Origin of the sequence: Mycobacterium simiae, from assembly GCF_008370645.1 — a bacterium.
Taxonomy (GTDB): domain Bacteria; phylum Actinomycetota; class Actinomycetes; order Mycobacteriales; family Mycobacteriaceae; genus Mycobacterium; species Mycobacterium simiae_A.
On the sequence record NZ_VTZN01000056.1, the window covers coordinates 1 to 22,162 of the forward strand.

At 63.6% G+C, this 22,162-nt stretch carries 19 protein-coding genes and 3 pseudogenes; 13 read left to right on the plus strand and 9 right to left on the minus strand.

Going from position 1 to position 22,162, the window contains the following annotated elements:
• Positions 1-43: 43 nt before the first annotated feature.
• The 6 genes from F0Q45_RS11205 (at position 44) to egtE (ending at position 6,186) form a co-directional block, all read left to right on the plus strand.
• A complete protein-coding gene (locus tag F0Q45_RS11205) occupies positions 44-700 on the plus strand; it encodes a sensor domain-containing protein (RefSeq protein ID WP_149654025.1) in 657 nt (218 codons plus the stop codon).
• 138 nt (positions 701-838) lie between these two features.
• A complete protein-coding gene (gene egtA, locus F0Q45_RS11210; protein ID WP_149654026.1) occupies positions 839-2,110 on the plus strand; it encodes an ergothioneine biosynthesis glutamate--cysteine ligase EgtA in 1,272 nt (423 codons plus the stop codon).
• 11 nt (positions 2,111-2,121) lie between these two features.
• Positions 2,122-3,384 carry an ergothioneine biosynthesis protein EgtB gene (gene egtB, locus F0Q45_RS11215; protein ID WP_373424957.1) on the plus strand — a complete coding sequence of 421 codons (1,263 nt, stop codon included), beginning with the start codon at positions 2,122-2,124 and terminating at the stop codon, positions 3,382-3,384.
• Positions 3,384-4,082, plus strand: a complete 699-nt coding sequence (gene egtC / locus F0Q45_RS11220; protein WP_149654028.1) for an ergothioneine biosynthesis protein EgtC — start codon at positions 3,384-3,386, stop codon at positions 4,080-4,082. The genes egtB and egtC overlap by 1 nt, the downstream gene beginning before the upstream one ends.
• A complete protein-coding gene (gene egtD / locus F0Q45_RS11225) occupies positions 4,079-5,044 on the plus strand; it encodes an L-histidine N(alpha)-methyltransferase (RefSeq protein WP_149654029.1) in 966 nt (321 codons plus the stop codon). Before egtC ends, egtD begins: the two co-directional genes overlap by 4 nt.
• Positions 5,041-6,186: an ergothioneine biosynthesis PLP-dependent enzyme EgtE gene (gene egtE / locus F0Q45_RS11230; RefSeq protein WP_262490950.1), complete on the plus strand. Its 1,146-nt coding sequence runs from the start codon at positions 5,041-5,043 to the stop codon at positions 6,184-6,186. Before egtD ends, egtE begins: the two co-directional genes overlap by 4 nt.
• On the opposite strand, the gene F0Q45_RS11235 is transcribed toward egtE, so the two are convergent.
• The gene (locus F0Q45_RS11235; RefSeq protein WP_149654031.1) at positions 6,183-6,872 is read right to left on the minus strand and encodes a class I SAM-dependent methyltransferase; all 690 of its coding nucleotides are present in this window, start codon (positions 6,870-6,872) and stop codon (positions 6,183-6,185) included. The two genes, egtE and F0Q45_RS11235, sit on opposite strands and share 4 nt — an antisense overlap.
• Before the next feature lie 10 nt (positions 6,873-6,882).
• Positions 6,883-8,367, minus strand: coding sequence for a glutamate--cysteine ligase (locus tag F0Q45_RS11240; RefSeq protein ID WP_149654032.1), 1,485 nt, complete (start codon positions 8,365-8,367; stop codon positions 6,883-6,885).
• Positions 8,368-8,458: 91 nt separating this feature from the next.
• Between F0Q45_RS11240 and glpK the strand changes: the two genes are divergently transcribed.
• Genes glpK through F0Q45_RS11255 form a run of 3 tightly spaced genes read left to right on the plus strand, consistent with a single transcriptional unit; the run spans position 8,459 to position 10,546 of the window.
• Positions 8,459-9,985 (plus strand): glycerol kinase GlpK, encoded by a 1,527-nt coding sequence (gene glpK, locus F0Q45_RS11245; protein WP_149654033.1) that lies wholly within the window; start codon positions 8,459-8,461, stop codon positions 9,983-9,985.
• Positions 9,986-10,012: 27 nt separating this feature from the next.
• Positions 10,013-10,312 (plus strand): hypothetical protein, encoded by a 300-nt coding sequence (locus tag F0Q45_RS11250; protein WP_149654034.1) that lies wholly within the window; start codon positions 10,013-10,015, stop codon positions 10,310-10,312.
• Positions 10,313-10,546 (plus strand): hypothetical protein, encoded by a 234-nt coding sequence (locus tag F0Q45_RS11255; RefSeq protein WP_149654035.1) that lies wholly within the window; start codon positions 10,313-10,315, stop codon positions 10,544-10,546. It abuts the gene before it with no gap.
• 14 nt (positions 10,547-10,560) lie between these two features.
• On the opposite strand, the gene F0Q45_RS11260 is transcribed toward F0Q45_RS11255, so the two are convergent.
• The 5 genes and pseudogenes from F0Q45_RS11260 to F0Q45_RS11280 form a co-directional block, all read right to left on the minus strand.
• Positions 10,561-10,842, minus strand: coding sequence for a hypothetical protein (locus F0Q45_RS11260; protein WP_149654036.1), 282 nt, complete (start codon positions 10,840-10,842; stop codon positions 10,561-10,563).
• A gap of 235 nt (positions 10,843-11,077) precedes the next feature.
• Complete coding sequence (locus F0Q45_RS11265) at positions 11,078-11,443, minus strand: hypothetical protein (RefSeq protein WP_262490951.1); 366 nt, start codon at positions 11,441-11,443, stop codon at positions 11,078-11,080.
• A gap of 227 nt (positions 11,444-11,670) precedes the next feature.
• Positions 11,671-13,470, minus strand: a complete 1,800-nt coding sequence (locus tag F0Q45_RS11270; RefSeq protein WP_149654037.1) for an FAD-dependent oxidoreductase — start codon at positions 13,468-13,470, stop codon at positions 11,671-11,673.
• Positions 13,471-13,783: 313 nt separating this feature from the next.
• Positions 13,784-13,924: pseudogene (locus F0Q45_RS11275) on the minus strand (hypothetical protein); the annotation flags it as partial.
• 39 nt (positions 13,925-13,963) lie between these two features.
• Positions 13,964-14,692 carry a PadR family transcriptional regulator gene (locus tag F0Q45_RS11280; protein WP_149654038.1) on the minus strand — a complete coding sequence of 243 codons (729 nt, stop codon included), beginning with the start codon at positions 14,690-14,692 and terminating at the stop codon, positions 13,964-13,966.
• 108 nt (positions 14,693-14,800) lie between these two features.
• On the opposite strand from F0Q45_RS11280, the pseudogene F0Q45_RS11285 reads away from it, so the two are divergent.
• Positions 14,801-15,132, plus strand: a pseudogene (locus F0Q45_RS11285) (hypothetical protein).
• On the opposite strand, the gene F0Q45_RS11290 reads toward F0Q45_RS11285, so the two are convergent.
• A complete protein-coding gene (locus tag F0Q45_RS11290; protein WP_149654039.1) occupies positions 15,129-16,010 on the minus strand; it encodes an RDD family protein in 882 nt (293 codons plus the stop codon). The pseudogene F0Q45_RS11285 and the gene F0Q45_RS11290 sit on opposite strands and share 4 nt — an antisense overlap.
• Positions 16,011-16,074: 64 nt before the next feature.
• Positions 16,075-16,695, minus strand: a complete 621-nt coding sequence (locus F0Q45_RS11295) for a hypothetical protein (protein WP_188112883.1) — start codon at positions 16,693-16,695, stop codon at positions 16,075-16,077.
• 414 nt (positions 16,696-17,109) lie between these two features.
• Between F0Q45_RS11295 and F0Q45_RS11300 the strand changes: the two genes are divergently transcribed.
• The 3 genes and pseudogenes from F0Q45_RS11300 to F0Q45_RS11310 form a co-directional block, all read left to right on the plus strand.
• Positions 17,110-17,970 (plus strand): enoyl-CoA hydratase, encoded by an 861-nt coding sequence (locus F0Q45_RS11300; protein WP_149654041.1) that lies wholly within the window; start codon positions 17,110-17,112, stop codon positions 17,968-17,970.
• 142 nt (positions 17,971-18,112) lie between these two features.
• Positions 18,113-19,291, plus strand: coding sequence for a MalY/PatB family protein (locus F0Q45_RS11305; RefSeq protein WP_149654042.1), 1,179 nt, complete (start codon positions 18,113-18,115; stop codon positions 19,289-19,291).
• 99 nt (positions 19,292-19,390) lie between these two features.
• A pseudogene (locus tag F0Q45_RS11310) lies at positions 19,391-22,120 on the plus strand (LuxR C-terminal-related transcriptional regulator); the annotation flags it as partial.
• Positions 22,121-22,162 lie beyond the last annotated feature (42 nt).

The following is a 22,162-nucleotide window of genomic DNA, read 5'->3' on the forward strand; positions in this document are numbered from 1 at the left end:
GCCCGACAACTCGACGTTCGCCGCGCCTGGCATGATCGGCCCTATGCTAAGGGCTGGCCCTAAACCGATCGCCGTGGTGACCCTCGGGCTGGTCGTCGCGGGCATGGCGGCACCCGTCGCGGTGGCCCAGCCGTCTGAGCCGGGCGTGGTGTCCTACGCGGTCCTCGGCAGAGGCTCGGTCGGCAACATCGTCGGCGCGCCGATGGGGTGGGAGTCGGTGTTCACCCAGCCGTTCCAGGCCTATACGGTTGACCTCCCGGTGTGTAACAACTGGGCCGACATCGGGCTGCCCGAGGTGTATGACGACCCCGACCTTGCCTCGTTCAACGGAGCCATCACCCAAACGTCCGCTAGCGACCAAACCCACTACGCCAAGCAGGCGGTCGGAGTATTCGCCACTAACGACGCCGCAAGCCGGGCGTTTCACCGCGTGGTCGACCGCACCGTGGGGTGCTCGGGGCAGACCACCGCGATGCACCTGGACAATGCGACCACGCAGGTGTGGTCGTTCGACGGCGCTTCGGCCGGCTCGAACGACGCGCTGTGGACCAAACAGGAAGCGGGCACTGATCGGCGTTGCTTCAATCAAACCAGGCTGCGAGAAAACGTACTGTTGCAGGCCAAGGTCTGCCAGCCTGGCAACGGCGGTCCCGCGGTCAACGTGCTGGCCGGGGCTATGCAGAACACATTGGGCCAGTAGCCGGGCGCGAAAGTGGGTACTTATCTGACCCGTGCCGACAAAATGTACGGGAATATGTCGGGGCGGTCTAGAAGATGAGAAGGTGGCAGCTATCGTTGCCGATAGCTGCGCAGGCGCCGGCCCCGAAGGAATCGTGATATGACGTTTGCTCCCAGCACTGCCGCCGCACCGCAGCTGGATAGCGAAATCACCTCTGTGGAGGCCGCGGGGGAGTACATCGCGGACAGCTGCCTGGTCGATGGCCCGCTGGGGCGGGTGGGGCTGGAGCTGGAAGCGCACTGCTACGACACCGCGGATCCGTTTCGGCGGCCGAGCTGGGACGAGATCAGCGATGTGCTGAACGCACTGCGCCGACTGCCGGGCGGTAGCGCGGTCAGCGTGGAACCCGGCGGCGCTGTGGAACTGTCGAGTCCCCCATGCGACGGCATCCTGCCGGCTATCGATGTGATGACCCGCGATCAAGCCGTGCTGCGGTCAACTTTTGCCGACGCCGGTCTGGGCCTGGTTTTCCTCGGCGCCGATCCGCTGCGACCGACTCAGCGAATCAACCCGGGAGCTCGCTACCGAGCCATGGAGCAGTTCTTTTGCGCCACCGATTCCGGGGCGGCTGGGGCGGCGATGATGACCTCGACCGCCTCGATCCAGGTCAATGTCGATGCCGGGCCTGAAGCCCACTGGGCGTCACGGGTGCGACTCGCCCACGCCTTGGGGCCCACGATGATCGCAATCACCGCCAATTCGCCGATGCTGGGTGGGGAATTCTCCGGTTGGCGGTCCACACGGCAGCGGGTGTGGGGTCAGATGGACGCGGCCCGCTGCGGGCCGATCCTGGGGGTGAGCGGGGACGACCCTGGCACCGACTGGGCCCGCTATGCTTTGAAGGCTCCGGTGATGCTGGTACACAACCCGGAGGCCGTGGCGGTGACGCACCACGTCCCGTTCTCTTATTGGGCCGAAGGCCGGGTTTTGCTCGGCGGTCGTCGTCCCACCACCGCCGACCTGAATTACCACCTCACCACGCTGTTCCCGCCGGTGCGGCCAAGGCAATGGCTGGAGATCCGCTATCTGGACAGCGTGCCCGATCTGTTCTGGCCTGCGCTGGCATTCACGATGGTGACGCTGCTGGACGACTCGGACGCGGCTGAGCTGGCCGCAGCGGCCGTCGAACCTGTCGCCACGGCCTGGGACACCGCGGCCCGCGTGGGTCTGCAGGATCGGCGGCTCTACACTGCGGCCAACCGATGCCTGGCTGTCGCGGCTGAGCGGGCACCGGCAGAACTCACCGAGGCGATGCAGGTGTTGATGTCCTACGTGGAGCAAGGCCGCTGCCCCGGTGACGACTTCGCCGACCGCGTCATCGACGGCGGCGTCGCGGCGACGGTGGCGCGGCTGGTGCAAGGGGACCTGTGACATTGCGAGATATGCTGGCCGGCGATTTGGAGCGGGCCCGGGCTCGGACCTTACGGCTGGTTGATTTCGACGACGCCGAGCTCTGGCGGCAGTATGACCCGTTGATGAGCCCGCTGGTGTGGGATTTGGCGCACATCGGTCAGCAAGAAGAGCTGTGGCTGCTGCGCGGCGGCAACGTCGATCGGCCCGGGATATTGCCGCCGCCGGTCGAGGGCCTTTACGACGCATTTCAGCACTCCCGCGCCAGCCGCGTCGACCTGCCGTTGCTCTCCCCGGCCGAGGCGCGCTGCTATTGCCGACGAGTGCGCTCCGCCACGCTGGATGCGTTAGATGCGCTGCCCGCTGACCAGGCAGGCTTCGCGTTCGGCATGGTGGCCAGCCACGAATACCAGCACACCGAGACCATGCTGCAGGCGCTTAACCTGCGTCCCGGGGCACCGCTGTTGCGCGCAGCCGCCGCGCTGCCCGCCGGCCGGCCGGGGCTGGCGGGAACGTCGGTGCTGGTGCCGGGCGGCCCGTTTGTGCTGGGTGTGAACGTCGAGGACGAACCGTACTCGTTGGACAACGAACGTCCCGCCCATGTGGTCGATGTGCCGGCGTTTCGGATCGGCCGAGTGCCGGTTACCAACGGGGAATGGCAACAGTTTGTCGACGACGGCGGCTACACCCAAGCGCGGTGGTGGACCGACCGCGGGTGGCAGTATCGCTTGAGCGCCGGTCTCACTGTCCCGCAATTCTGGGACTCCGATGGGCGAACGCGCACCAGGTTCGGCTACACCGAGGAGATTCCCGCCGACGAGCCGGTGCAGCATGTCACCTACTTCGAGGCCCAGGCCTACGCCGCCTGGGCCGGTGCCCGGCTGCCCACCGAGATGGAGTGGGAAAAAGCTTGTGTGTGGGATCCGGCGATCAACTCGCGGCGCCGTTATCCGTGGGGAGCCCAAGAGCCGACGGACGCTCACGCCAACCTGGGTGCCGCAGCGCTGCGCCCAGCGCCCGTTGGTGCCTACCCGGGCGGCGCTTCGGCCTACGGTGCCGAGCAGATGCTCGGCGACGTCTGGGAGTGGACCAGCTCGCCGCTGCGCCCGTGGCCCGGATTTGTTCCGATGATCTACCAGCGGTATTCCCAACCGTTCTTCGACGGCGACTACCGGGTGCTGCGCGGTGGATCCTGGGCGGTCGAGGCGGCCATCCTGCGACCCAGTTTCCGCAACTGGGATCACCCTTACCGTCGTCAGATCTTCTCCGGCCTGCGGCTGGCCTGGTCCGTCTGATGTGTCGTCATCTGGGTTGGCTGGGTACCGAGGTGAGCCTGTCCGCGCTGGTGCTGGAGCCGCCGCGGGGTTTGCTGGTGCAGTCTTATGCGCCGCGCCGGCAAAAGCATGGTCTGTTGAACGCCGACGGCTGGGGTGTCGGCTTTTTCGACGGTGGTGTGCCCCGGCGCTGGCGCAGCGCCGCACCCTTGTGGGGGGACACGTCGTTCGAATCGGTCTCGCCCGCGTTGCGTAGCCACTGCGTGGTGGCCGCGGTGCGCTCGGCGACGGTCGGTATGCCGATCGAAATCAGCGCAACCGCACCGTTTACCGATGGCCGTTGGCTGTTATCACACAACGGCGTTGTCGACCGTGCGGTGTTGCCGCTGCCGTCGTCGGCCGAATCCTGCTGCGACAGTGCCATCTTGGCTGCCACCATTTTCGAGCGAGGCCTGGACGCACTGGGAGACACCATCGCCGAGATCGGGACCGCTGACCCGCTCGCTCGACTTAACGTATTGGCGGCCAACGGCTCTCGACTGATAGCCACAACCTGGAACGAGACGCTGTCCATCCTGCGCCGCCCCGATGGGGTGGTGCTGGCTAGTGAACCCTATGACGAGGACACCGGTTGGGCGGATGTGCCGGACCGGCACCTGGTAGAGGTCAGCGCGGACCGGGTCACGTTGACCGCCTTGGACACGAAAGGAACTCGATGACGCTGTCGCTGTCCAACCATCTCGCCGCGGACTCGGCGTACCTCGCCTTGTGTCGCGACGTGTTCGAAGGGCTTCGGCAGACACCGAAATCCCTACCGCCCAAATGGTTTTACGATGCCGTGGGTAGTGACCTGTTCGACCAGATCACCCGATTGCCGGAGTACTACCCCACTCGGGCGGAGGCCGGTATCCTGCGTGCCCGCTCCGCCGAGATCGCGGCCGCGAGCCAGGCCGATACGCTGGTCGAACTGGGCAGCGGTACTTCGGAGAAGACTCGGATGTTGCTCAATGCGGTGCGTGACCGTGGATCGCTGCGCAGATTCGTCCCCTTTGACGTCGATGCCGGCGTGCTGTCGGCCAGCGCAAACGCTATCCGGGAAGAATACGAAGGCATCGAAATCCAGGCTGTGTGTGGAGATTTCGAGGAGCATCTGGCTGAGATCCCTGGTGGCGGCCGACGGCTGTTTGTGTTTCTGGGTTCGACGATCGGTAACCTGACGCCTGAGCCGCGGGCGCAGTTCCTGGCGACCTTGGCCGGTGTAATGGGCTCGGGGGACAGCCTGCTGCTGGGCACCGACCTGGTCAAGGACATCGATCGGCTGGTGCGTGCATATGACGACAAGGCCGGGGTGACTGCCCGGTTCAACCGCAATGTGCTCGCGGTGATTAACCGGGAACTGGACGCCGATTTCGACGTCGACGCCTACCGGCACGTTGCCCGCTGGAACACCGCCGAGGAGCGGATCGAGATGTGGCTGCGCGCCGAGAGTCGACAGCGGGTGCGGGTGGGTGCGCTGGAGCTGACTGTCGATTTCACCGCCGACGAGGAGATGCTGACTGAAGTGTCATGCAAGTTCCGGCCAGAGCGAGTCAGTGCCGAGCTGGCGGCGGTGGGGCTGCGTCGTACCCGGTGGTGGACCGACGACGCCGGCGACTTCGGATTGTCACTGGCCGTCAGGTGAGCACGCTGGCCGACCGATGGCGGGCGGCCCGCCCGCCCGCCGCGGGCCTGCACCTAGACAGCGCCGCCTGCTCTCGCCAAAGTTTCGCTGTCTTGGATGCTGCCGCCCAGCATGCGCGGCACGAGGCCGAAGTGGGTGGCTATGTTGCGGCCGAGGCCGCCGGGCCAGTGCTGGATGCCGGACGGGCCGCGGTCGCGCAGTTGTGCGGCATGCCGGATGCCGAGGTGGTGTTCACGACCGGCTCCCTGCACGCGCTGGATCTGCTGCTGGGCAGCTGGCCGCGAAAGGGCGCGTCGTTGGCCTGCCTGCCCGGCGAGTACGGGCCCAACCTGGCCGTGATGGCCGCCCATGGGTGCACCGTGCGTTTCTTGCCGACCCTCGACAGTGGCCGGCTCGCTCTCGACGATGCCGCTTTCATGCTTGAGGACGATCCGCCCGATCTGGTGCATCTGACTCCGGTAGCCAGCCACCGCGGCACGGTGCAGCCACTGCCGATGATGGCCACGCTGTGCCGGGAGCTGGGGCTGTCGTTGGTCGTCGACGCCGCCCAGGCATTAGGCCAGGTGGACTGCGCGGTCGGTGCGGACGTCGCCTACTCGTCGTCACGAAAATGGCTCGCTGGGCCACGCGGGGTCGGAGTGCTCGCCGCGCGGCCTGACTTGATGGACCGGTTGACCCCCAGGCTGCCCGCCCCGCAGTGGGCACGGAAAGCGGGGCCGCTGCCAGTGGCCCGACAACTCGAATTCGGCGAAGCCAATATTGCTGCGCGAGTAGGCTTTTCAGTCGCGCTGGGTGAGCACCTGGCTTACGGGCCGCAACGCGTCCGGGCTCGACTGACTGAGCTGGGCGGTCTCACCCGAAACCTGCTAGCCGACGTGGACGGGTGGCTGGTGGTCGAGCAGGTCGACGAGCCGAGCGCAATCACCACGCTGGTCCCCATCGACGGCGCCGAGCCGCAATTGATCCGGGATTGGCTGCTCGCGGAGCGGCGAATCCTCACCACCTACGCCGGGGTGGAGCGAGCGCCGCAGGAGATGACAACGCCGGTGCTGCGGATCTCGCCGCACCTGGACACCACCGCCGAAGAACTTGAGGTCTTCGCCGAAGCGCTGATTGCCGCGACCGCGGCGACAGCTACCTAACCGAGCTTGTGCGCAGTGAGCAGATAGGCCGGCATTTTCATGCGTCCTTTCTCGTCGCGGTCGTGCGGCGGCAACTCCACCGGCGGTCCGGGCAGCCGCGGCGGAACCGTGGGCACATTCGCGTGGATAAACGCAGGCCGGATTTCGTCGATCTCCCAGTACTTGCTTACCGCGGCACGTAATTCGTCCTCGCCAACTTCGTTGGGCTTGACTTCCAATTCAGCCGGGAACGCGCCCTTGGCGAACACCAACACGTAGTAGCTGGCACCCGGGGCCGCGGCGCGGTGTATCGAACTCAGGTAGCCGTCGCGCTTGTCTACTGGCAGCGAGTGGAACAGCGTGCTGTCTATCACCGTGGAAAAGCGGGCGTCATAACCGGTGAACGAGCTGATGTCGGCCTGTACGAAGCTGGCCGTGGCTAACCCTCGTTCCTGGGCGGCTCTAGAGGCTGCCGCGATGGCGGTGGGCGTGATGTCGATGCCCACCACCGTGTAGCCCTCCGCAGCCAGCGCCAACGACAACTCGGCATATCCGCACCCCGCGTCGAGTACATCGCTGCGGACCTTTCCGGCCGCGATCAACGCCGCCAGTTCGGGCTGCGGCTCCCCAATGTTCCACGGGGGCGGACCCTCGAACACGCCCTGCTGCCGGTAGGCGCCGTCCCAGTCCATCACCTCAGAAGTCATGGCTGCCAACTTACTGGCCCCAGGTGTGGACCGGCTCATTGGCGTGCATGTGTTCGCAGTACCGGCGCAGCATCTCGGTCAACGCCTGGCGCCGGTTGATGCCGCCGCACTCCAGCGCGCGCACGGTGGCCACCTGCCAGCTCGCACCATTGCGGCCGGTCTTGGCGCGGCCCTCGATGACGCCCAGGAACCGGTCGCGCACCTCGGTGTCGACACCCCACTGGCGCAGTCCCTCGTGCGCCATCGGCAGCAAGGTGTGCAGCACCAGGTTCCGCGCCGTAACCTCGCCCAAGTTCGGCCAATGCAGCCGCGCGTCGATGCCGTGCCGCGCCGCCGCCAAGAAATTCGCTTGTGCCACAGAAAAACTCATTTGGGTCCAGGGTGGGTGATCCGCTTCGGACAGATTGCGCAGCGCGCCATAGTAAAACGCCGAATTGGCCAGCATGTCGACGACGGTCGGTCCGGCCGGCAACACCCGGTTCTCCAACCGCAGATGCGGACGCGCGACCCCCTGCACGTCCGAGACGGCGTACACGGGCCGGTTCCAGCGGTACACCGTCCCGTTGTGCAAGCGCAATTCTGAGAGCTGCGGGATGTGGCCGGATGCAAGCTCGGCGACCGGGTCCTCGTCGAACACCTCAGGCAACAGCGACGGGAAGTAGCGGACGTTCTCCTTGAACAGGTCGAGGATGGAAGTGATCCACCGCTCGCCGAACCACACGCGCGGCCGCACGCCCTGGGTCTTCAGCTCCTCCGGGCGCGTGTCGGTGGACTGCGCAAACAGTTCAATACGCGTTTCGGCCCACAGTTGGTGGCCGAAGAAGTACGGGGAATTAGCACCCAGCGCCAGCTGCGGGCCGGCCAGCACCTGGGCCGCGTTCCAGTTGGCGGCGAAATCCGCTGGAGCCAGCTGCAGATGCAATTGAATACTGGTGCAAGCAGATTCGGGTGCGATCGACGCGGCCTGCCAGCTCAACGGCTCTGGACCGGAGATGTTGATCGGGATGTCCTCGCCGCGTGCGTCGAAAATCGACTCGTTCAGCGCGGTGTAGCGCGTCGACTCGCTCATCCAGCCCTCGTCCAGATGTTCGGGCATCAGTGTGGGCAGGATTCCAATCATCACGATGTGGGCGCCGCCGGTGTTGGCCTTCGTCTCGGCATCGTTGAGGCTGTTACGCACTTCGCTTTCCAGGTCCAGAACCGTATGGCCGGGTAGTGGTCGCGGCGGCACGTTGAATTCGATGTTGTAGGCGCCCAATTCAGTTTGGAAGGCCGGGTCGGCGATCGCGTCGAGCACGTCGCGATTGGACATGGCGGGTTGATAGTCGCCGTCGACCAGATTGCACTCGATTTCCATGCCGGTCAGTGCCTGGTCGAAATCGAAGCTGGTCTGGGCGAGCATCGTCTCGAAGACGTCTAAACACAGTTTCACTTTGCGCCGGTATTCCCGCCGGTGTGCACGGTCATACGTAGTGTGCTTGACCTCGTCGCCCACAATGCCGATGCAACCGGTTCACCGTTGGCTGCGCAAGTAGACCATCATGGATGTTTGTATCCAGTGTGCGACGTCCCGGTGAGGAGAGCAGTTGGCCGAGTCTTCGGAGTTCATCGCCGCCATCGACCAGGGCACCACCAGCACCCGTTGCATGATCTTCAATCACGAAGGCGCCGAGGTGGCTCGTCACCAGCTCGAGCACGAGCAGATTCTGCCCCGCGCCGGCTGGGTCGAACACAATCCGGTGGAGATCTGGGAGCGCACCGCCTCGGTGCTGATGTCGGTGCTCAACACCGCTAATCTCACATCGAAAGATATCGCGGCACTAGGTATCACGAACCAACGTGAGACCACCCTGGTGTGGAGCAAACGGACCGGACGGCCGTATTACAACGCGGTCGTCTGGCAGGACACCCGCACCGACCGGATCGCCTCGGCATTGGAGCGCGACGGCCGCGGGGAGGTGATTCGCCGCAAGGCGGGGCTGCCGCCGGCGACCTACTTCTCCGGCGGGAAGTTGCAGTGGATCCTGGACAACGTCGACGGGGTGCGACAAGCCGCCGACCGTGGCGAGGCCCTGTTCGGCACCCCGGACACCTGGGTGTTGTGGAATCTGACCGGCGGCCCGCGCGGCGGCGTGCACGCCACCGATGTGACCAACGCCAGCCGGACCATGCTGATGAATCTGGAGACGCTGGACTGGGACGACGAGCTGCTTTCCTTCTTCTCCATCCCCCGTGCGATGCTGCCCACGATCCGGTCCTCGTCGCCGCACCAGCCGTACGGCGTCACGCTGGAATCCGGGCCTGTCGGCGGCGAAGTGCCGATTACCGGTGTGCTCGGCGACCAGCATGCGGCCATGGTCGGTCAGGTGTGCCTGGACGCGGGGGAGGCGAAGAACACCTACGGCACCGGCAATTTCCTGCTGCTCAACACCGGCGAGACGATCGTGCGATCCCAGAACGGCCTGCTGACGACCGTCTGCTATCAGTTCGGGGACGCCAAACCTGTTTACGCACTTGAAGGTTCGATCGCGGTGACCGGATCGGCGGTGCAGTGGCTACGGGACCAGCTGGGCATCATCAGCGGAGCCGCGCAAAGCGAGTTGCTGGCCCGCCAGGTCACCGACAACGGCGGGGTGTATTTTGTGCCGGCCTTTTCCGGGTTGTTCGCCCCGTACTGGCGATCCGATGCGCGCGGCGCGATCGTAGGGCTCTCGCGGTTCAGCAACAACGCGCATGTGGCTCGGGCGACGCTGGAGGCGATCTGTTACCAGAGCCGCGATGTGGTGGATGCCATGGCGGCCGATTCCGGTGTGCGCCTTGAGGTGTTGAAGGTCGACGGCGGCGTCACCAGCAACGACCTGTGCATGCAGATTCAGGCCGACGTACTGGGTGTGGACGTGGTGCGACCCGTGGTCGCCGAGACCACCGCCTTGGGGGCGGCCTACGCGGCGGGCTTGGCGGTGGGCTATTGGGCCGACCCGGCTGACCTGCGGGCAAATTGGCGGGAGGATAAGCGCTGGACGCCGCAGTGGACTGACGAGCAGCGCGCCGCCGGATACGCGGGTTGGCGCAAGGCGGTGCAGCGGACCCTGGATTGGGTTGACGTGTCGTGAGGTGGGATGCGCTCTAGATGCTGCGCGATGGAATCTTCGTCGCTCACGGTGACCCAGAATGGCCTGGCCGCGGCAGCCGGTTGGTGTGGCGCTTTGGCGGACACGCTGGCAGCTCATGGTGTGCCAGCGGGGGTCGGGGTGTCCCCGTTGGGCAGTGCCGCGGCAGTCGCCGGCGCGCACGCGCAAGTCGCCGCCGCCGGTGTCCGGTGTACGGCTCGCGTCCAGGGCACAGCCACCAAGCTGACCACCGCCGCCGCCGGCTACGGCGCCAACGAAGGGCACGCGGTTGCCCAGTTTCGGGCGCTCTCTGGACCAAGGATGTGCTAGATGGCGGCGGTAGCTTCGTTGCCGACGTTGTCGCAGGTTCAGACGTTGGACACAGCGTATTTGCGTGAGGCGGCCCAGTATTGGACGCGCACTGCCAATCTGTGGGAACAGGTGTTCACCGAGATTCACGACCGGATGTCGAAGACGGCGGGAGCCGGAGTGCTGGCCGGAATCGCCATTCTCGGGGGCCGCATCGCCGGCGGGGTTGCGTCCGGCGGGCAGATCGCGCGATGACCACGTTGGGGCAGTCAGACGAGCGGCAGCGCCTCGGGTCGCCCGCGTCGCTGACCGACGTCGTGGCCGGCACCGTCCGCGCGTTCGCGCCACTCTCCATAGGGGATGCCCTGCCCGGGATCGGCGCTGCTGTCGTTCCGGAGGGGTGGCACCTGGCCGCGGCGGGGGACAACGGCGAGCAACCGGCTCGGGTCGCGGTCACCGGGCACCGTTTGCGCGGCGGCTGGGAAGGCTGCGACACCGTGGCCGCCTTCGGTTTCACTGGCATTGCACCCATTGACGTGGTGGTTGATCATGCCGCCTGCACGTTGCGTGATCTGGATGCCGCCGGCGTCACCACTCGCACCTTGGACATCCGGTGGCGCCGAACGCGGGTGCGGTGCGTAGTTCGGGCTACTTCACCGCGGCCGGGTTGCGGATGTGGGGGCAGTTCACGACCTTCGTCGCCGGATCGGAATGTCCGGGGGCTAGTTCAACACAACCTCGCTTTGTCGTTACGCAGCGTCGAACACAGTTCAGGAGGGATATCGCCTACCTCAGCGACACCATCGCGAAGTCCTTCGCCGCGCTGCTCGATGCGGGTCGCTGACACCAACAAAGCCCCGAAAGCGCCGATATGCTGCAAGATCGTGCTTGCGGGCCTGGTTCATCCGCGTGATACAGCTCTAGAGCCAGTTTCTCGCCTTCGTCGGTGAGGTCTAGCCAACACATGGTCCGCCACCCCCATACGTCGTCGAAATGGGTGACGTAGGCGTCTTCAATTTTCGCCATCGCGGCGTCCAGCGGCAGATCCCATGATGCAAGGCGAGGGCTGCGCTTAGTTCCGGCGGCGGAGCCCAACACGAACAGGCCCGCACTGATCAGCTCCCGGATCATGCCCGGTGTCGGTTGCTGCAATTGGCGCACGGGTCGTGGCGGGCCGGTTTAGGCCCTCGATCAGCAGGTTCTCTTTGACCCAGTCATGTTCGGCAGCAGCGTCCATCGCTCACGTTTCCCGTCTTAAGTCGGCGGCCACCACCGACACCGATTCGACGGCGCTGGCGAGGGAACGTGGCGGTGGGGAGCAAGTGAGGCACACGACACAAGACCTGACCACCTGACACGCCGACGGTCAGCGCAGCGGCTTACTTCTGGTGCGAAACGGCAGCGCGAGGCCCGTCACTTGATGCCAACGAAGATCTGGCTCTGCGGTTCCACATCCATTGGTCCACCCGGCGAAGAGCAGCGAATGGCAGGGGATCGCGTATATCGATTTGCGGACGGTGGTCCGGAATTGCGTTGTTCAAGATCTCCTGTGCAGCAAGATAACCGGAGCTTGCGGCCTTCTCCATCGTGGGGACGAAGAAGGTGAGGTTCGGCGAATACGTCGCCTCACCGGCGAGGTAGAGGTTAGGGACCTCGGTGCAAACCCGCGGAGATCGCAGGCGGGCGCCAGGCATCAGAATGGTCAGTGGAGAGAGATTTACCATGTGCGTGCCTGCAGCGGGCGGGTAGGCAAGATGCGGAGGCAATGTGGCTGCTAGGTAGTCGGATTCGCTCAGATACTGCAGCTCATAATCAATGCGCCACCCCAAAATCTCCGACCGCTCGAGGCCGCATTGCGCCAAGCATTCGGTGACAATCTCTTCTGGATTGCACTGGCTCAACGGCCGGTGGAAAATCCGACCCGGCTTGTCCACATCGCTCCAGGTCATCGAGAGAACAAACTTAGTTCCCTCCGGCAGTTGGACGTCGCGCCAAAATCCGGCGCCCTGAATGACGGAGACCAGCGACCACTCGCTCTCGATGTGACTTGCCGGGATTCCGGGACGCATGAATGACGGCCACGCCGAGGGGATGTCGCGCAGAAAACACTGGATCCCGTTCGACGACTCCAGCGCAATGGCGTGCGGCCCAGTTAGATGCGGAACATGTTGCGCTACATTGTCTTTAGTAGCCATATCGCGCAGTGCAAGATATGGTATCGCGAGAATGGCATAGTCACAAGGCATTCGGCTGCCATCGGTCAGCACCAACGTCGTCACTCGACCGTTCTCGAACTCGACATCCTCAACACGCATGTCGAAATGCACTTCGACACCGAGATTTTGCAAGTAGCTGATCCAAGGCTCAACCATTCGCTCGCTGGTCGGCCCGTTCATCATCATGACCGACGGCAGTTTGATGTCCCTCAGCGCTGCCGGACAATTCGTCAGGTGAAACAGCGCCTTGAGGATGATGGGGGCAATTGCCGCCGCTTCGGCGGACGGGCGTGCCGCGACGAAGAGACGCGGCAGCGCGGCGAAGAACTCCTGCGCCTGAATTGACCTATGGCTAAGTTGCAGAAAGTCGCCATAAGAAATGTCGCCCAGCTCAGCGAGAAGCCGATCTCGGCACATCCCCAGCAGGCGCAGATGAGCGCGCAGATAGTGGATGGTGTCCATGGGCGGCACTCCCATGCGCGCCAACCCGGGGACCACGAGCGCACTGCGCACCACGATCCGGGCAAGTTGTTGCAGCGGCTGGACTACTTTGCCGAGAATTCGCGCGGGTGTGCGACGCCGGCGTAACAGCGGGACAGGCGCGGCTGGGTGGCCGATCACGCCGCGCCCGGTCACCCGGATCGCACTCACACCGACCAGGTTGTCAAGCACGGTCGAGCCATTCTCGGTGGGGACGCGCGAGCACAACGTTAGCAGTGTCTGGTAGTAGTCCAGATAAATTCGCATGCTGTGCTCAATCGGATGGCCATCGGCGTCGCGAAGGCTCTTAGCCTTCCCCCCGCCTTCGGGTGCCGCGTCGCACAACGTAACCCGTACTCCGGCTTCAGCCAGCGTCATCGCGGCGGCCATGCCGGCAATGCCCGCCCCGGCAACAACAACGTGGGGCTTTGCAGGATTCATCTGGTCTCTCTCTAACGCAAAGAGCTTGTCAGCTCCACCCATTCTCGGTAGGCGGGATACTCTCGCCACGCTATGGGTAGGAAGTCTAAAGCGTCTTCGATCGCGGCCCAGATCGCGTCATGCGGCGCCAGGTCGGGCGCGGCGGCCTGTGCGCGTGCTTCGGCGGCCGCGTTGGGCGGATTCGGTGCATCGGTAAGGGGCGCAAGGCTGTTGACGTCCTCCAGTACGCGGCTCCGGCGCTCGGCGTAAGGCAGTTTCCGCAATTCGTCGGGAAAAGCGGTGCTTGCGAGTTCCTTCTCTACCGTGGCTAATGCGTTGTTGACCTTGGCCTAGGACGGACCACCGGAGCCGAAGAAAGCGGCAAGTTTACGAGTAAGACCCACCGCCAGTTGGCCGCTTCGACCAGCGCACCCCCAATCGGTGGACCCAGCCCGGCCGCGATGGCGGCTGCTGCTCCCCACAAAACCACTCGGTGCGCGCGCCGCTCGATCCCAAAGTTCCCTCGATCAGCATGCTGTCCTGCTCGCGATACCGGTCATTCCTCGCCGAGGATGCCGTAAATCTCGCGGCGTGCGCGGTTGACGACGTCAACGATGCGTTGCTGCTGCTCGGCGCTGGCGGTATGCGCCGACTGCATGACGGCGCCAATCAGCTGTCCCATGGCCCTGCGCAGATTCATCTGTCCGGGAGCTATGCCTTCGACGATTTCGTCCCACGGTGGGGTCTGAATCTGCTCGGCGGCGGCGCGGCCCGCGTCGGTCAGCCCGAATAGCTTCTTGCTGCCGTCGGACTCGCCGGCGCTGATCAGACCCTCGTCGTCGAGCAATTGCAATGTCGGATACACCGAACCGGGGCTGGGCCGCCAAACGCCGTTGCTGCGTTCGGCGATCTGCTGGATCATCTCGTAGCCGTGCATTGGCCGCTCGCTCAGTAGCAGCAGGATGGCCGCGCGCACGTCACCGCGCCGGCCCCGGCCAGGCCCGCCTCGACGCCAGCCGCCACGCGGACCGCCGGGACCGAACCCGAAACCGAAACCGGGACCGGGACCAAAGCCGAAGCCAGCGCCGAACCCCAAGGGTACGTCGTAATCGCCGGCGTGGTCGCGAAGGTGTTCGAAGAATTCCCGTCGGGCATGCTGCCTGGCATTGCGTAGCGCGCGCCGTTCCCCGCGAGCCAGTGGCGCCCCCAGGGCGGAGCCGGGCGTGGTGCCGAAACCGGGTCGCGCCTCGAATGGCCCCCCGGGGGGGCCGAAGAGGTTGGTCATCTCTGCTCCTTACCTGCCAGATGCCGAAACTATCGGAATATCGGTGAGGTATCACGATATGTCGTTAACTCTCCTGATGCAACGACTATGGACGGCAGAAACCACCGCATGAGGACGACGACCGGTCTTGGTAGCGCAACCGATCCAGCACACGTCGACGAGGAAACCCGTTCCTGGGTCAACTGGGTGCTCGCGCTTTTGACGGTGCCGGGCGCGGCGATCGTCATGCTTTATACGCTCGGCGCCGTGATGAGCGCCGATGGCGGAAGCACACCTTCGGCGTCCTGTGCTACGGCGCGCCGGTTGTGGCTCTGTTAGTCGTGGTCACTTCACTTATTGCCGCCAAGCGGCGTTTCGGCATCGCGGTTCCGTTGGGCGGATTAGCGCTATTGGTAGCCGACGTTGCCATGCTCGCGGCGGCCCGCACCACGCGAAGTTAGCCGGGCGGCGAGAAACCACCACCACCGTCGCCGGGGGGACCCTGCTGTGGCCAGTGTTGTAGTGATTGCGGCTGCGGCCAGGAAATCGGTTGCCCTGGCGGCACCGGTGTCCAGGGCACCGGTGCCAGCTGCGGCATCGTGGGGCGCATTCGTGCCAGCTCGCGTCGATGCCGTTCGGCGAGCACAGCAGCCAGAATCAATTGCGGCGGAGCGCCCGGCGGAGGCGGCGGGGCCACCCGGGACAATACATCGCCGGCGATCCGATACGCCATTTGCTCACGTAACCGGGGATCGAGTTGCATTGCCCGGGAAAGGAATTGACGTGCCACCTCGGCTTGGCCGGCAGTGAGTCCGGACAGCTGCAGCGACGACGCCCACCACGCCAGTGACGGCGGCATTGCGGGTGGCGGTCCCAAGCGTGGACCGCGCTCACTGACCACAATGGTGCCGGCGAAGATGTCCCCGACACGCTTACCTCGCGGCGACAACATGCTGCAAATCACGGCCGGGCTGCCCAGCAGCATCCAGATCTCCACGATCGACGCCAGCGCGCGAAACAGCGCCTGCCGGAAGCGTTCCGGGCCACCGTCATCGGACACCACTCGCAGACCCATCGCCATCTTGCCCACCGACCGGCCCCGCGTCGCCGTCTCCATGACCACGGGATAACCGACGAACGCCAACACCGTGAAGATGATCAGGAACGCGATGGTCAACGCGTCGTCGAACTGACTGAGGGCGGCCGCCCACAGCATCAGACCGAGGATGTAGCCGATGAACATCACCGTCACGTCGATCACCGCGCTCACCGCGCGCACCGGTAGCTGGGCGATCTGCACATCGAGCACCACCGCGTCCCCGGTAACCACCTCCGACATACCACGGAACGGTACCGGTTTCGCGCGGCTAGCTGCCGCAGTAACCATGAGCGCGGCTGACCCTTTACCGCGATTCGCGTAGTCGCGCCACAGCACGTCCGTGGTGACCGAGCGCAATGGCGAAGTCGCTGCAGATAGCGCGGTGACATAGCTGAACCACCGGTCCCAGGCCTTCGCGGTGTAATGTTTGCGCGGACAGATTCATTAGCCAAGCGCGCGCGGGAAGCCGTCCATGTACCGCCTCCTCGGTAGCGCGGGACATCACCGTCTGTCCGCCATGGGCGAAATCGCGAAGTCGTGCGGCATGACTCATCGTGTGCGTGGTGCACAGCGGCCCGAGCTCGCCTGTATGAATCCCAATACCGAGCCGGAGTGGGGCCAGTGCAGCCCGCTGCAACTCCAGCGCAGTGGCGACGGCATCGCTGGCCTGCACGAACGTGGCTCCGAAGGTGTCACTGCCGCACTGCTCCGCGAGGTACTTCCCGCCGCGCGCCGCGATGATTTCGGCGACCTCGCGGTTCAGCTGCGCCAGGGTGGGGGTCATCGCTTCGCGTTGCAGCTTGCTCAGCTGTGTCAACCCCTCAACGCGACAGAGCAGGACTGTCAGCGTCCCCGTCGATGCCGCGCTATTCCGTTCAGGGCGGCCGCTGTTGAACGTGTTCTGTACTGCGTGTAACGCAACCATGGCTCAAAGATGTCGCATGAGCGCTAAAGAACCATCGTCAGGATTGCTTAATGAACCGCAAATGAGCGCGTATCTGCCCGGTGGGCAAGCGCCGATCTACCAATTCGGCAGGGCGTGACCTGCCCTTACCGCTGGCGTCGAGGTTGAGTTGCACCCAGCAGATGATTCGTCGCAGCTATGCCCAATTCGTGCCGGCACGGATGTGAGGCCGGCGAACCGGGCGGGCGCACGCACCCTGCCACGCGTGTCCGCGAGCGCGGTCGACATCGGCTATGCCTTAATGACTGGCCCTAATGACTGGCCCGGGATCGCCCGGCTGAGTGAACGTTCTCGTCAGAAATACGCGATAGGTGAAAGGGTAATACGCGTTTTGGCTGACGTTCATCGCGCTGACAACTCAGCATACTGCTGAGCATGCACCCGATCGACACAGCCTGCATCTCGCCGCTGGACTACCTTCCGACGCCGAGCCCGGTGCTGCTGGAATACCCACGTCCCGGAGTAGCACTCGTCATCCTGAATCGACCGGAGCGGATGAACGCCCTGGCCTTCGACCTGGTGTCAGAGCTCACGCGAACACTGACGAAGATCAACTACGACAATTCCGTGCGCGTGGTCGTACTGACGGGGGCCGGTAAAGGATTTTGTACGGGCGCTGATGAGAAATCCTCAGCGCAGGTACCTCACGTTGACGGTTTGACGAAGCCAAGCCACGCGCTGCGCGCGATGGAAATGCTCGACGATGTGATTTTGTCGCTGCGGAGCTTGCACCAGCCGGTGATCGCCGCCGTCAATGGCGCGGCACACTGTGGTGGCATGTGTTTGGCGCTGGCCGCCGATATCCGAATCGCTGCGGACAGCGCATACTTTCGCGCGGCGGGGATAATGAACGGGCTCACCGGCAGCGAGCTCGGGTTGAGTTATTTGCTACCTAGAGCAATCGGGTCTTCGCGAGCGTTCGAACTCGTGTTGACGGGTCGGGATGTCGATGCGGTGGAGGCCCAGCAGATCGGCCTGGTGTCCCGTCGGGTGGCTGATGAGCAGCTGCTCGAGCATTGCTATGACCTTGCCGAGCGCATCGCAGCGTTTTCTCGGCCAGGTACCGAGTTGACCAAACGCAGCCTATGGGGGGGACTCGATGCCGCCAACTTGGCAGGGCACATGCAGGCTGAAGGTTTGGGGCAGCTTTACCTACGCTTGCTCACCAGCAACTTCGAGGAAGCTGTCGCTGCGCGAGCCGAGAAACGACGACCGGCGTTCACTGACGCCAAATGAACGCGGACAGAGCGACGCTTAGCGCAAGTGGACGTTCATTTATGCCGGTTGCTTATAAAGAACCAAGGGTTGCTCGCTGTCGCCGGCTTTGTCGGACTGAACGGAGCCGGCGGGGTAATCGCGAGAGGTGCGAACGGTTGGGATGAATCACTGCGCATTTGATCGCTTGACCGAGGATCAGCTTCGGCGGCGCAAAACCCTCAAATGGAACCATTTTGATCCAGCTGTGTTGCCGCTATGGGTGGCAGAAATGGACTACCCGACTGCGCCGGCGGTGCGCAGTGCGGTACAAGCGTGTTTGGCAAATGAGGAATTCGGCTATCCACCCTTCGGCGAAGATAGCCTATCGAGGGCGACTGCCGCCTGGTGCCAGCGCCGCTACGGTTGGCCTATTCGTCCCGACTGGGTTCGCCCCATTCCGGACGTACTGCGGGGAATGCTGGTCGCGATCAATTATCTCACTCGACCGAAAAGCCCGGTGGTATTGCCCATTCCGGCTTACCCGCCGTTTTTCGATCTCCGTCAAGTCACTGATCGGCCGAGGATAGAAATTCCGATGCTGCGACAAGCCTCGGGTCGTTACCTACTCGACCTTGAATCTATGGATGCCGCGTTCGTCCGTGGGGCAGGGTCCTTAATTCTATGCAATCCGAATAATCCGCTAGGGACGGTGTATACCGAAGATGAGTTGCGTGCAATCGTAGAAATTGCGGCCCGTTACGGTGCCCGAATCATTGCCGACGAAATTTGGGGACCCCTTGTTTACGACGGGAGTCACGTGCCGGCGGCATCGGTGTCTGAATTGGCCGCCGAAACGGTGATCACGTTGACTTCTGCCGCGAAAGGCTGGAATTTGCCAGGCCTCATGTGTGCGCAAGTCATCTTGTCTAACTACCGGGACGTTCAACGCTGGCAACGTGTCAACATCCTGGACAAGGTCGGCGTTTCCACGGTCGGCATTCGAGCCAACATCGCCGCCTATGACCACGGCGCACCCTGGCTGGACGACTTGCTCAGCTACCTTCGGGCAAACCGCAACCACCTTACGCGGGTGCTGCCAGAATTGGTTCCGGGGTTGGGGGTTATCGCCCCGCAGGGCACCTACCTGTCCTGGATTGACTTCCGCGAGCTTGACCTCGCCGTCGAGCCCGCAGATTACCTATTTTCGAAGGCGAAGGTGGCGCTCAGCCCGGGCATCACGTTTGGTGCAGCCGGCGCTGGATTCGCTCGGTTGAATTTCGCGACGACTCGCGTCATTCTCGACCGCGCGATAAAGGCGATTGCAACCACACTGTGCCCCGTAGGTGGCCGAGTCAGATAAATCATGAACGTTCCTATTCGGGCGAGGTGCTAACTCCGGCTTACAAATGTTAGCTGCCTAATCGTAGCCACCTCGTTGTTTACCTTCCCCTATTCCTCACCTCTTCAACAAGATTTAGGTATGTCAGAAAATCAGTTTGATAGAAAATCGATGTTTCCGTATTTCACTAGTTTTGTGGGTCGGGACAGGCAGCTGTTTGAGGTGCGCGAGCTCCTGGCCAGTAACCGCCTTGTCACGGTCAACGGTCCCGGCGGAGTGGGTAAGACACGGTTGGCGTTCGAAATCGCTGCTGCTTTGGAATTTACCGATGGCATATGGATAGTGGACCTAGGCCCGGCCGCAGATCCAGCAGTTGTACCGACGATCGCCGCCCACGCTCTGGGTTTGATCGATCAGCCAAATATTTCAACGATCAGCACTCTTAAGCACTTCATCGGTGATCGCAAAATGCTTATGGTTCTCGATAATTGCGAGCATCTGCTAGAGGCGTGCTGTGAATTGGTCGTCGTATTATTGACGGCCTGCCCGGGACTCATTGTTCTGACTACCAGCCGAGAATCGCTCGGGGTGTCGGGTGAGGTTGTCTGGGGATTACCGTCGCTGTCGCTGGCTGACGAAGCCATTGAATTGTTTGTCGAACGCGCGCGCCTGGTGCAGCCCACCTTCGAAATCGCCGACGATAATTTCGATGCCGTGACCGAGATCTGTCGTCGGCTCGACGGCATTCCCCTGGCGATTGAATTAGCTGCGGCACGAGTGCGTTCTTTATCGCCGACTGAGATTGCCGACAGTTTGGACGACCGATTTCGACTGTTGACCGGCGGCCGAGGCGCGACACCGCGCCAGCAGACTCTGCGCGCTTCGATGGACTGGTCGCACGATCTACTGCCCGAAAGCGAACAAGTCCTGTTGCGCCGCCTCGCGGTGTTTCCGGGTACCTTCGACCTCGCAGCTGTGCGAACGGTCGCCGGTGATGACCGCGAGCCCTTTGAGGTGCTCGATCAGCTCACGCTGCTCGCTGATAAGTCTTTGCTAGTGGTCGAAATGGGACAACATCGGGCGCGCTATCGGTTATTGGAAACCGTGCGTGAATACGCCGCGGAGAAGCTCGCAAAATCGGGAGAGATTGAATCGTGGACGCGACACCTAGATCATTATGTGGCATTGGGTGCAAGGCTCGATACGCCCGAATGTAGCGGCGACCCGCAGTGTGTTGAGCAGGCTGAGATCGAGATCGACAATTTTCGTGCTGCGTTCATGTGGAGTCGCGAAGAAGGTCGTATGGAGGTCGCGTTGAAGCTGGCGTCCTCATTGCAACCGGTGTGGTTCGGGCGCGGGCGCGAGCGTGAAGGCTTGGCGTGGTTAGAGTCGATTCTGGACGCTGAACGCGATTACCAGGCCGCTGTGGCGCCGGGAGTTTGGGCCCGCGCGCTTGCCGACAAAGTCATGCTCAGCACATTGTTGGCCGCGAGTTCAATTGGAACGCCCGCCATTGTCAAACAGGCTCAACAGGCGCTGGCGATAGCGCGTGATATAGACGACCCTGCCGTATTGGCTCGGGCGCTTGCCGCATGCGGCTGGAGCAGTGGCTACGATCCACCTGCGGCTCAAGCATATTTCCGTGAAGCCTTGGGCCTCGTCCGCGCCCTGGACGACAAGTGGACGCTTAGCCAAATTCTGTATTGGCAGCTGGTCGGAACGTGCATGGCAGGTGATCCGCCAGCATTGCGAGCCGCGGCCGAACAAGCCTTCGAGCTCGCCGACGCAATCGGTGACCGGTTTGTGGCGCGGCAATGTCGTTTGTGGGTGGGCGCCGCTTATACCTGGGAAAGCAATCTGGCGAGAGCCCTCGCACAATCCCGCGAGGTTACCGCCGAGGCTGAGCAGGACAATGATGTGGTAACCGCGCTACTCGGTCTCTACCAACAGGCGTTTACGCTGGCCCATCAGGACGCCTGCGCAGCACGGGCCGTCGCCGATGCGTGCATTCGGGCCGCAGCGGAGCTTGGCGGTGTGTATGAGGATTGCGGTTCCACAGTAGTGGTGTATGCGGCCTTGGCGGCCGGCGATGTCGCGGTAGTCGAGTCGCGTGAGGTGAGCTGTTCCGATGTCGGCACACAAGGTCGATTGCCGGTGCACTATGCCATCATGGCGCAGTTAGCCTTGGTGCGGGGCGATATTGACACCGCGCAAACGTTGGCCGATGAGGCCGTTGCTTCCACCACTGGGTGGCATCTGGTGATGGCGCTGCAAACCCGCGCTCGCGTGGCAATAGCGCAAGAAAGGTTCGCGCAGGCGCGCGATGACATCCATGCCGCGGTGAATTGCGGAGTCAATGTCCAGGCTTACCTTGGAATGGCGGATCTCTTGGAGCTCTTGGCGGACTTGGCCGTGAAGGTCGGTAGCCATGACAAATCGGCGCGACTTTTTGGTGCCGCGGCAGCCCAGCGAGAGCGTACGGGCGAGGTCCGGTTCCAGGTCTGGGATGGTGACTATCGGAATTCGGTAACTTATCTGCATGACGCAATGGGCGGTGAAGATTTCGAGTCCGCCTGGGCGGAGGGCACTGCGATGCCCATCGACGAAGCGATCAGCTATGCACAGCGCGGTCGCGGCAAACGGGAACGACCTGTCAGCGGTTGGGCTTCGCTGACCCCGGCCGAACGCAATGTTGTGGGTCTGGTCACCGAAGGATTGACTAACAAGGAAATTGGCAGAAAGCTCTTCCTCTCACCGCGCACCGTGCAAACGCACCTCACCAATGTGTACGCCAAGCTCAGCATCACGTCGCGAGTGCAACTCACGCAAGAAGCAGCGCGCCACTCCTGACAACGGTGTATCGGCATCCAATAAGCTCGACAACGCCACCAG

What these genes read in the sequence shown, in the direction of transcription:
- F0Q45_RS11205 (WP_149654025.1), top strand. Translation starts at nt 44, where the DNA reads ATGCTAAGGGCTGGCCCTAAACCGATCGCCGTGGTGACCCTCGGGCTG.
- egtA (WP_149654026.1), top strand. Translation starts at nt 839, where the DNA reads ATGACGTTTGCTCCCAGCACTGCCGCCGCACCGCAGCTGGATAGCGAA.
- egtB (WP_373424957.1), top strand. Translation starts at nt 2,122, where the DNA reads ATGCTGGCCGGCGATTTGGAGCGGGCCCGGGCTCGGACCTTACGGCTG.
- egtC (WP_149654028.1), top strand. Translation starts at nt 3,384, where the DNA reads ATGTGTCGTCATCTGGGTTGGCTGGGTACCGAGGTGAGCCTGTCCGCG.
- egtD (WP_149654029.1), top strand. Translation starts at nt 4,079, where the DNA reads ATGACGCTGTCGCTGTCCAACCATCTCGCCGCGGACTCGGCGTACCTC.
- F0Q45_RS11235 (WP_149654031.1), bottom strand. Translation starts at nt 6,872, where the DNA reads ATGACTTCTGAGGTGATGGACTGGGACGGCGCCTACCGGCAGCAGGGC.
- F0Q45_RS11250 (WP_149654034.1), top strand. Translation starts at nt 10,013, where the DNA reads ATGGAATCTTCGTCGCTCACGGTGACCCAGAATGGCCTGGCCGCGGCA.
- F0Q45_RS11255 (WP_149654035.1), top strand. Translation starts at nt 10,313, where the DNA reads ATGGCGGCGGTAGCTTCGTTGCCGACGTTGTCGCAGGTTCAGACGTTG.
- F0Q45_RS11260 (WP_149654036.1), bottom strand. Translation starts at nt 10,842, where the DNA reads ATGATCAACCACCACGTCAATGGGTGCAATGCCAGTGAAACCGAAGGC.
- F0Q45_RS11270 (WP_149654037.1), bottom strand. Translation starts at nt 13,470, where the DNA reads ATGGGTGGAGCTGACAAGCTCTTTGCGTTAGAGAGAGACCAGATGAAT.
- F0Q45_RS11280 (WP_149654038.1), bottom strand. Translation starts at nt 14,692, where the DNA reads ATGACCAACCTCTTCGGCCCCCCCGGGGGGCCATTCGAGGCGCGACCC.
- F0Q45_RS11290 (WP_149654039.1), bottom strand. Translation starts at nt 16,010, where the DNA reads ATGTCGGAGGTGGTTACCGGGGACGCGGTGGTGCTCGATGTGCAGATC.
- F0Q45_RS11295 (WP_188112883.1), bottom strand. Translation starts at nt 16,695, where the DNA reads ATGGTTGCGTTACACGCAGTACAGAACACGTTCAACAGCGGCCGCCCT.
- F0Q45_RS11300 (WP_149654041.1), top strand. Translation starts at nt 17,110, where the DNA reads ATGCACCCGATCGACACAGCCTGCATCTCGCCGCTGGACTACCTTCCG.
- F0Q45_RS11305 (WP_149654042.1), top strand. Translation starts at nt 18,113, where the DNA reads ATGAATCACTGCGCATTTGATCGCTTGACCGAGGATCAGCTTCGGCGG.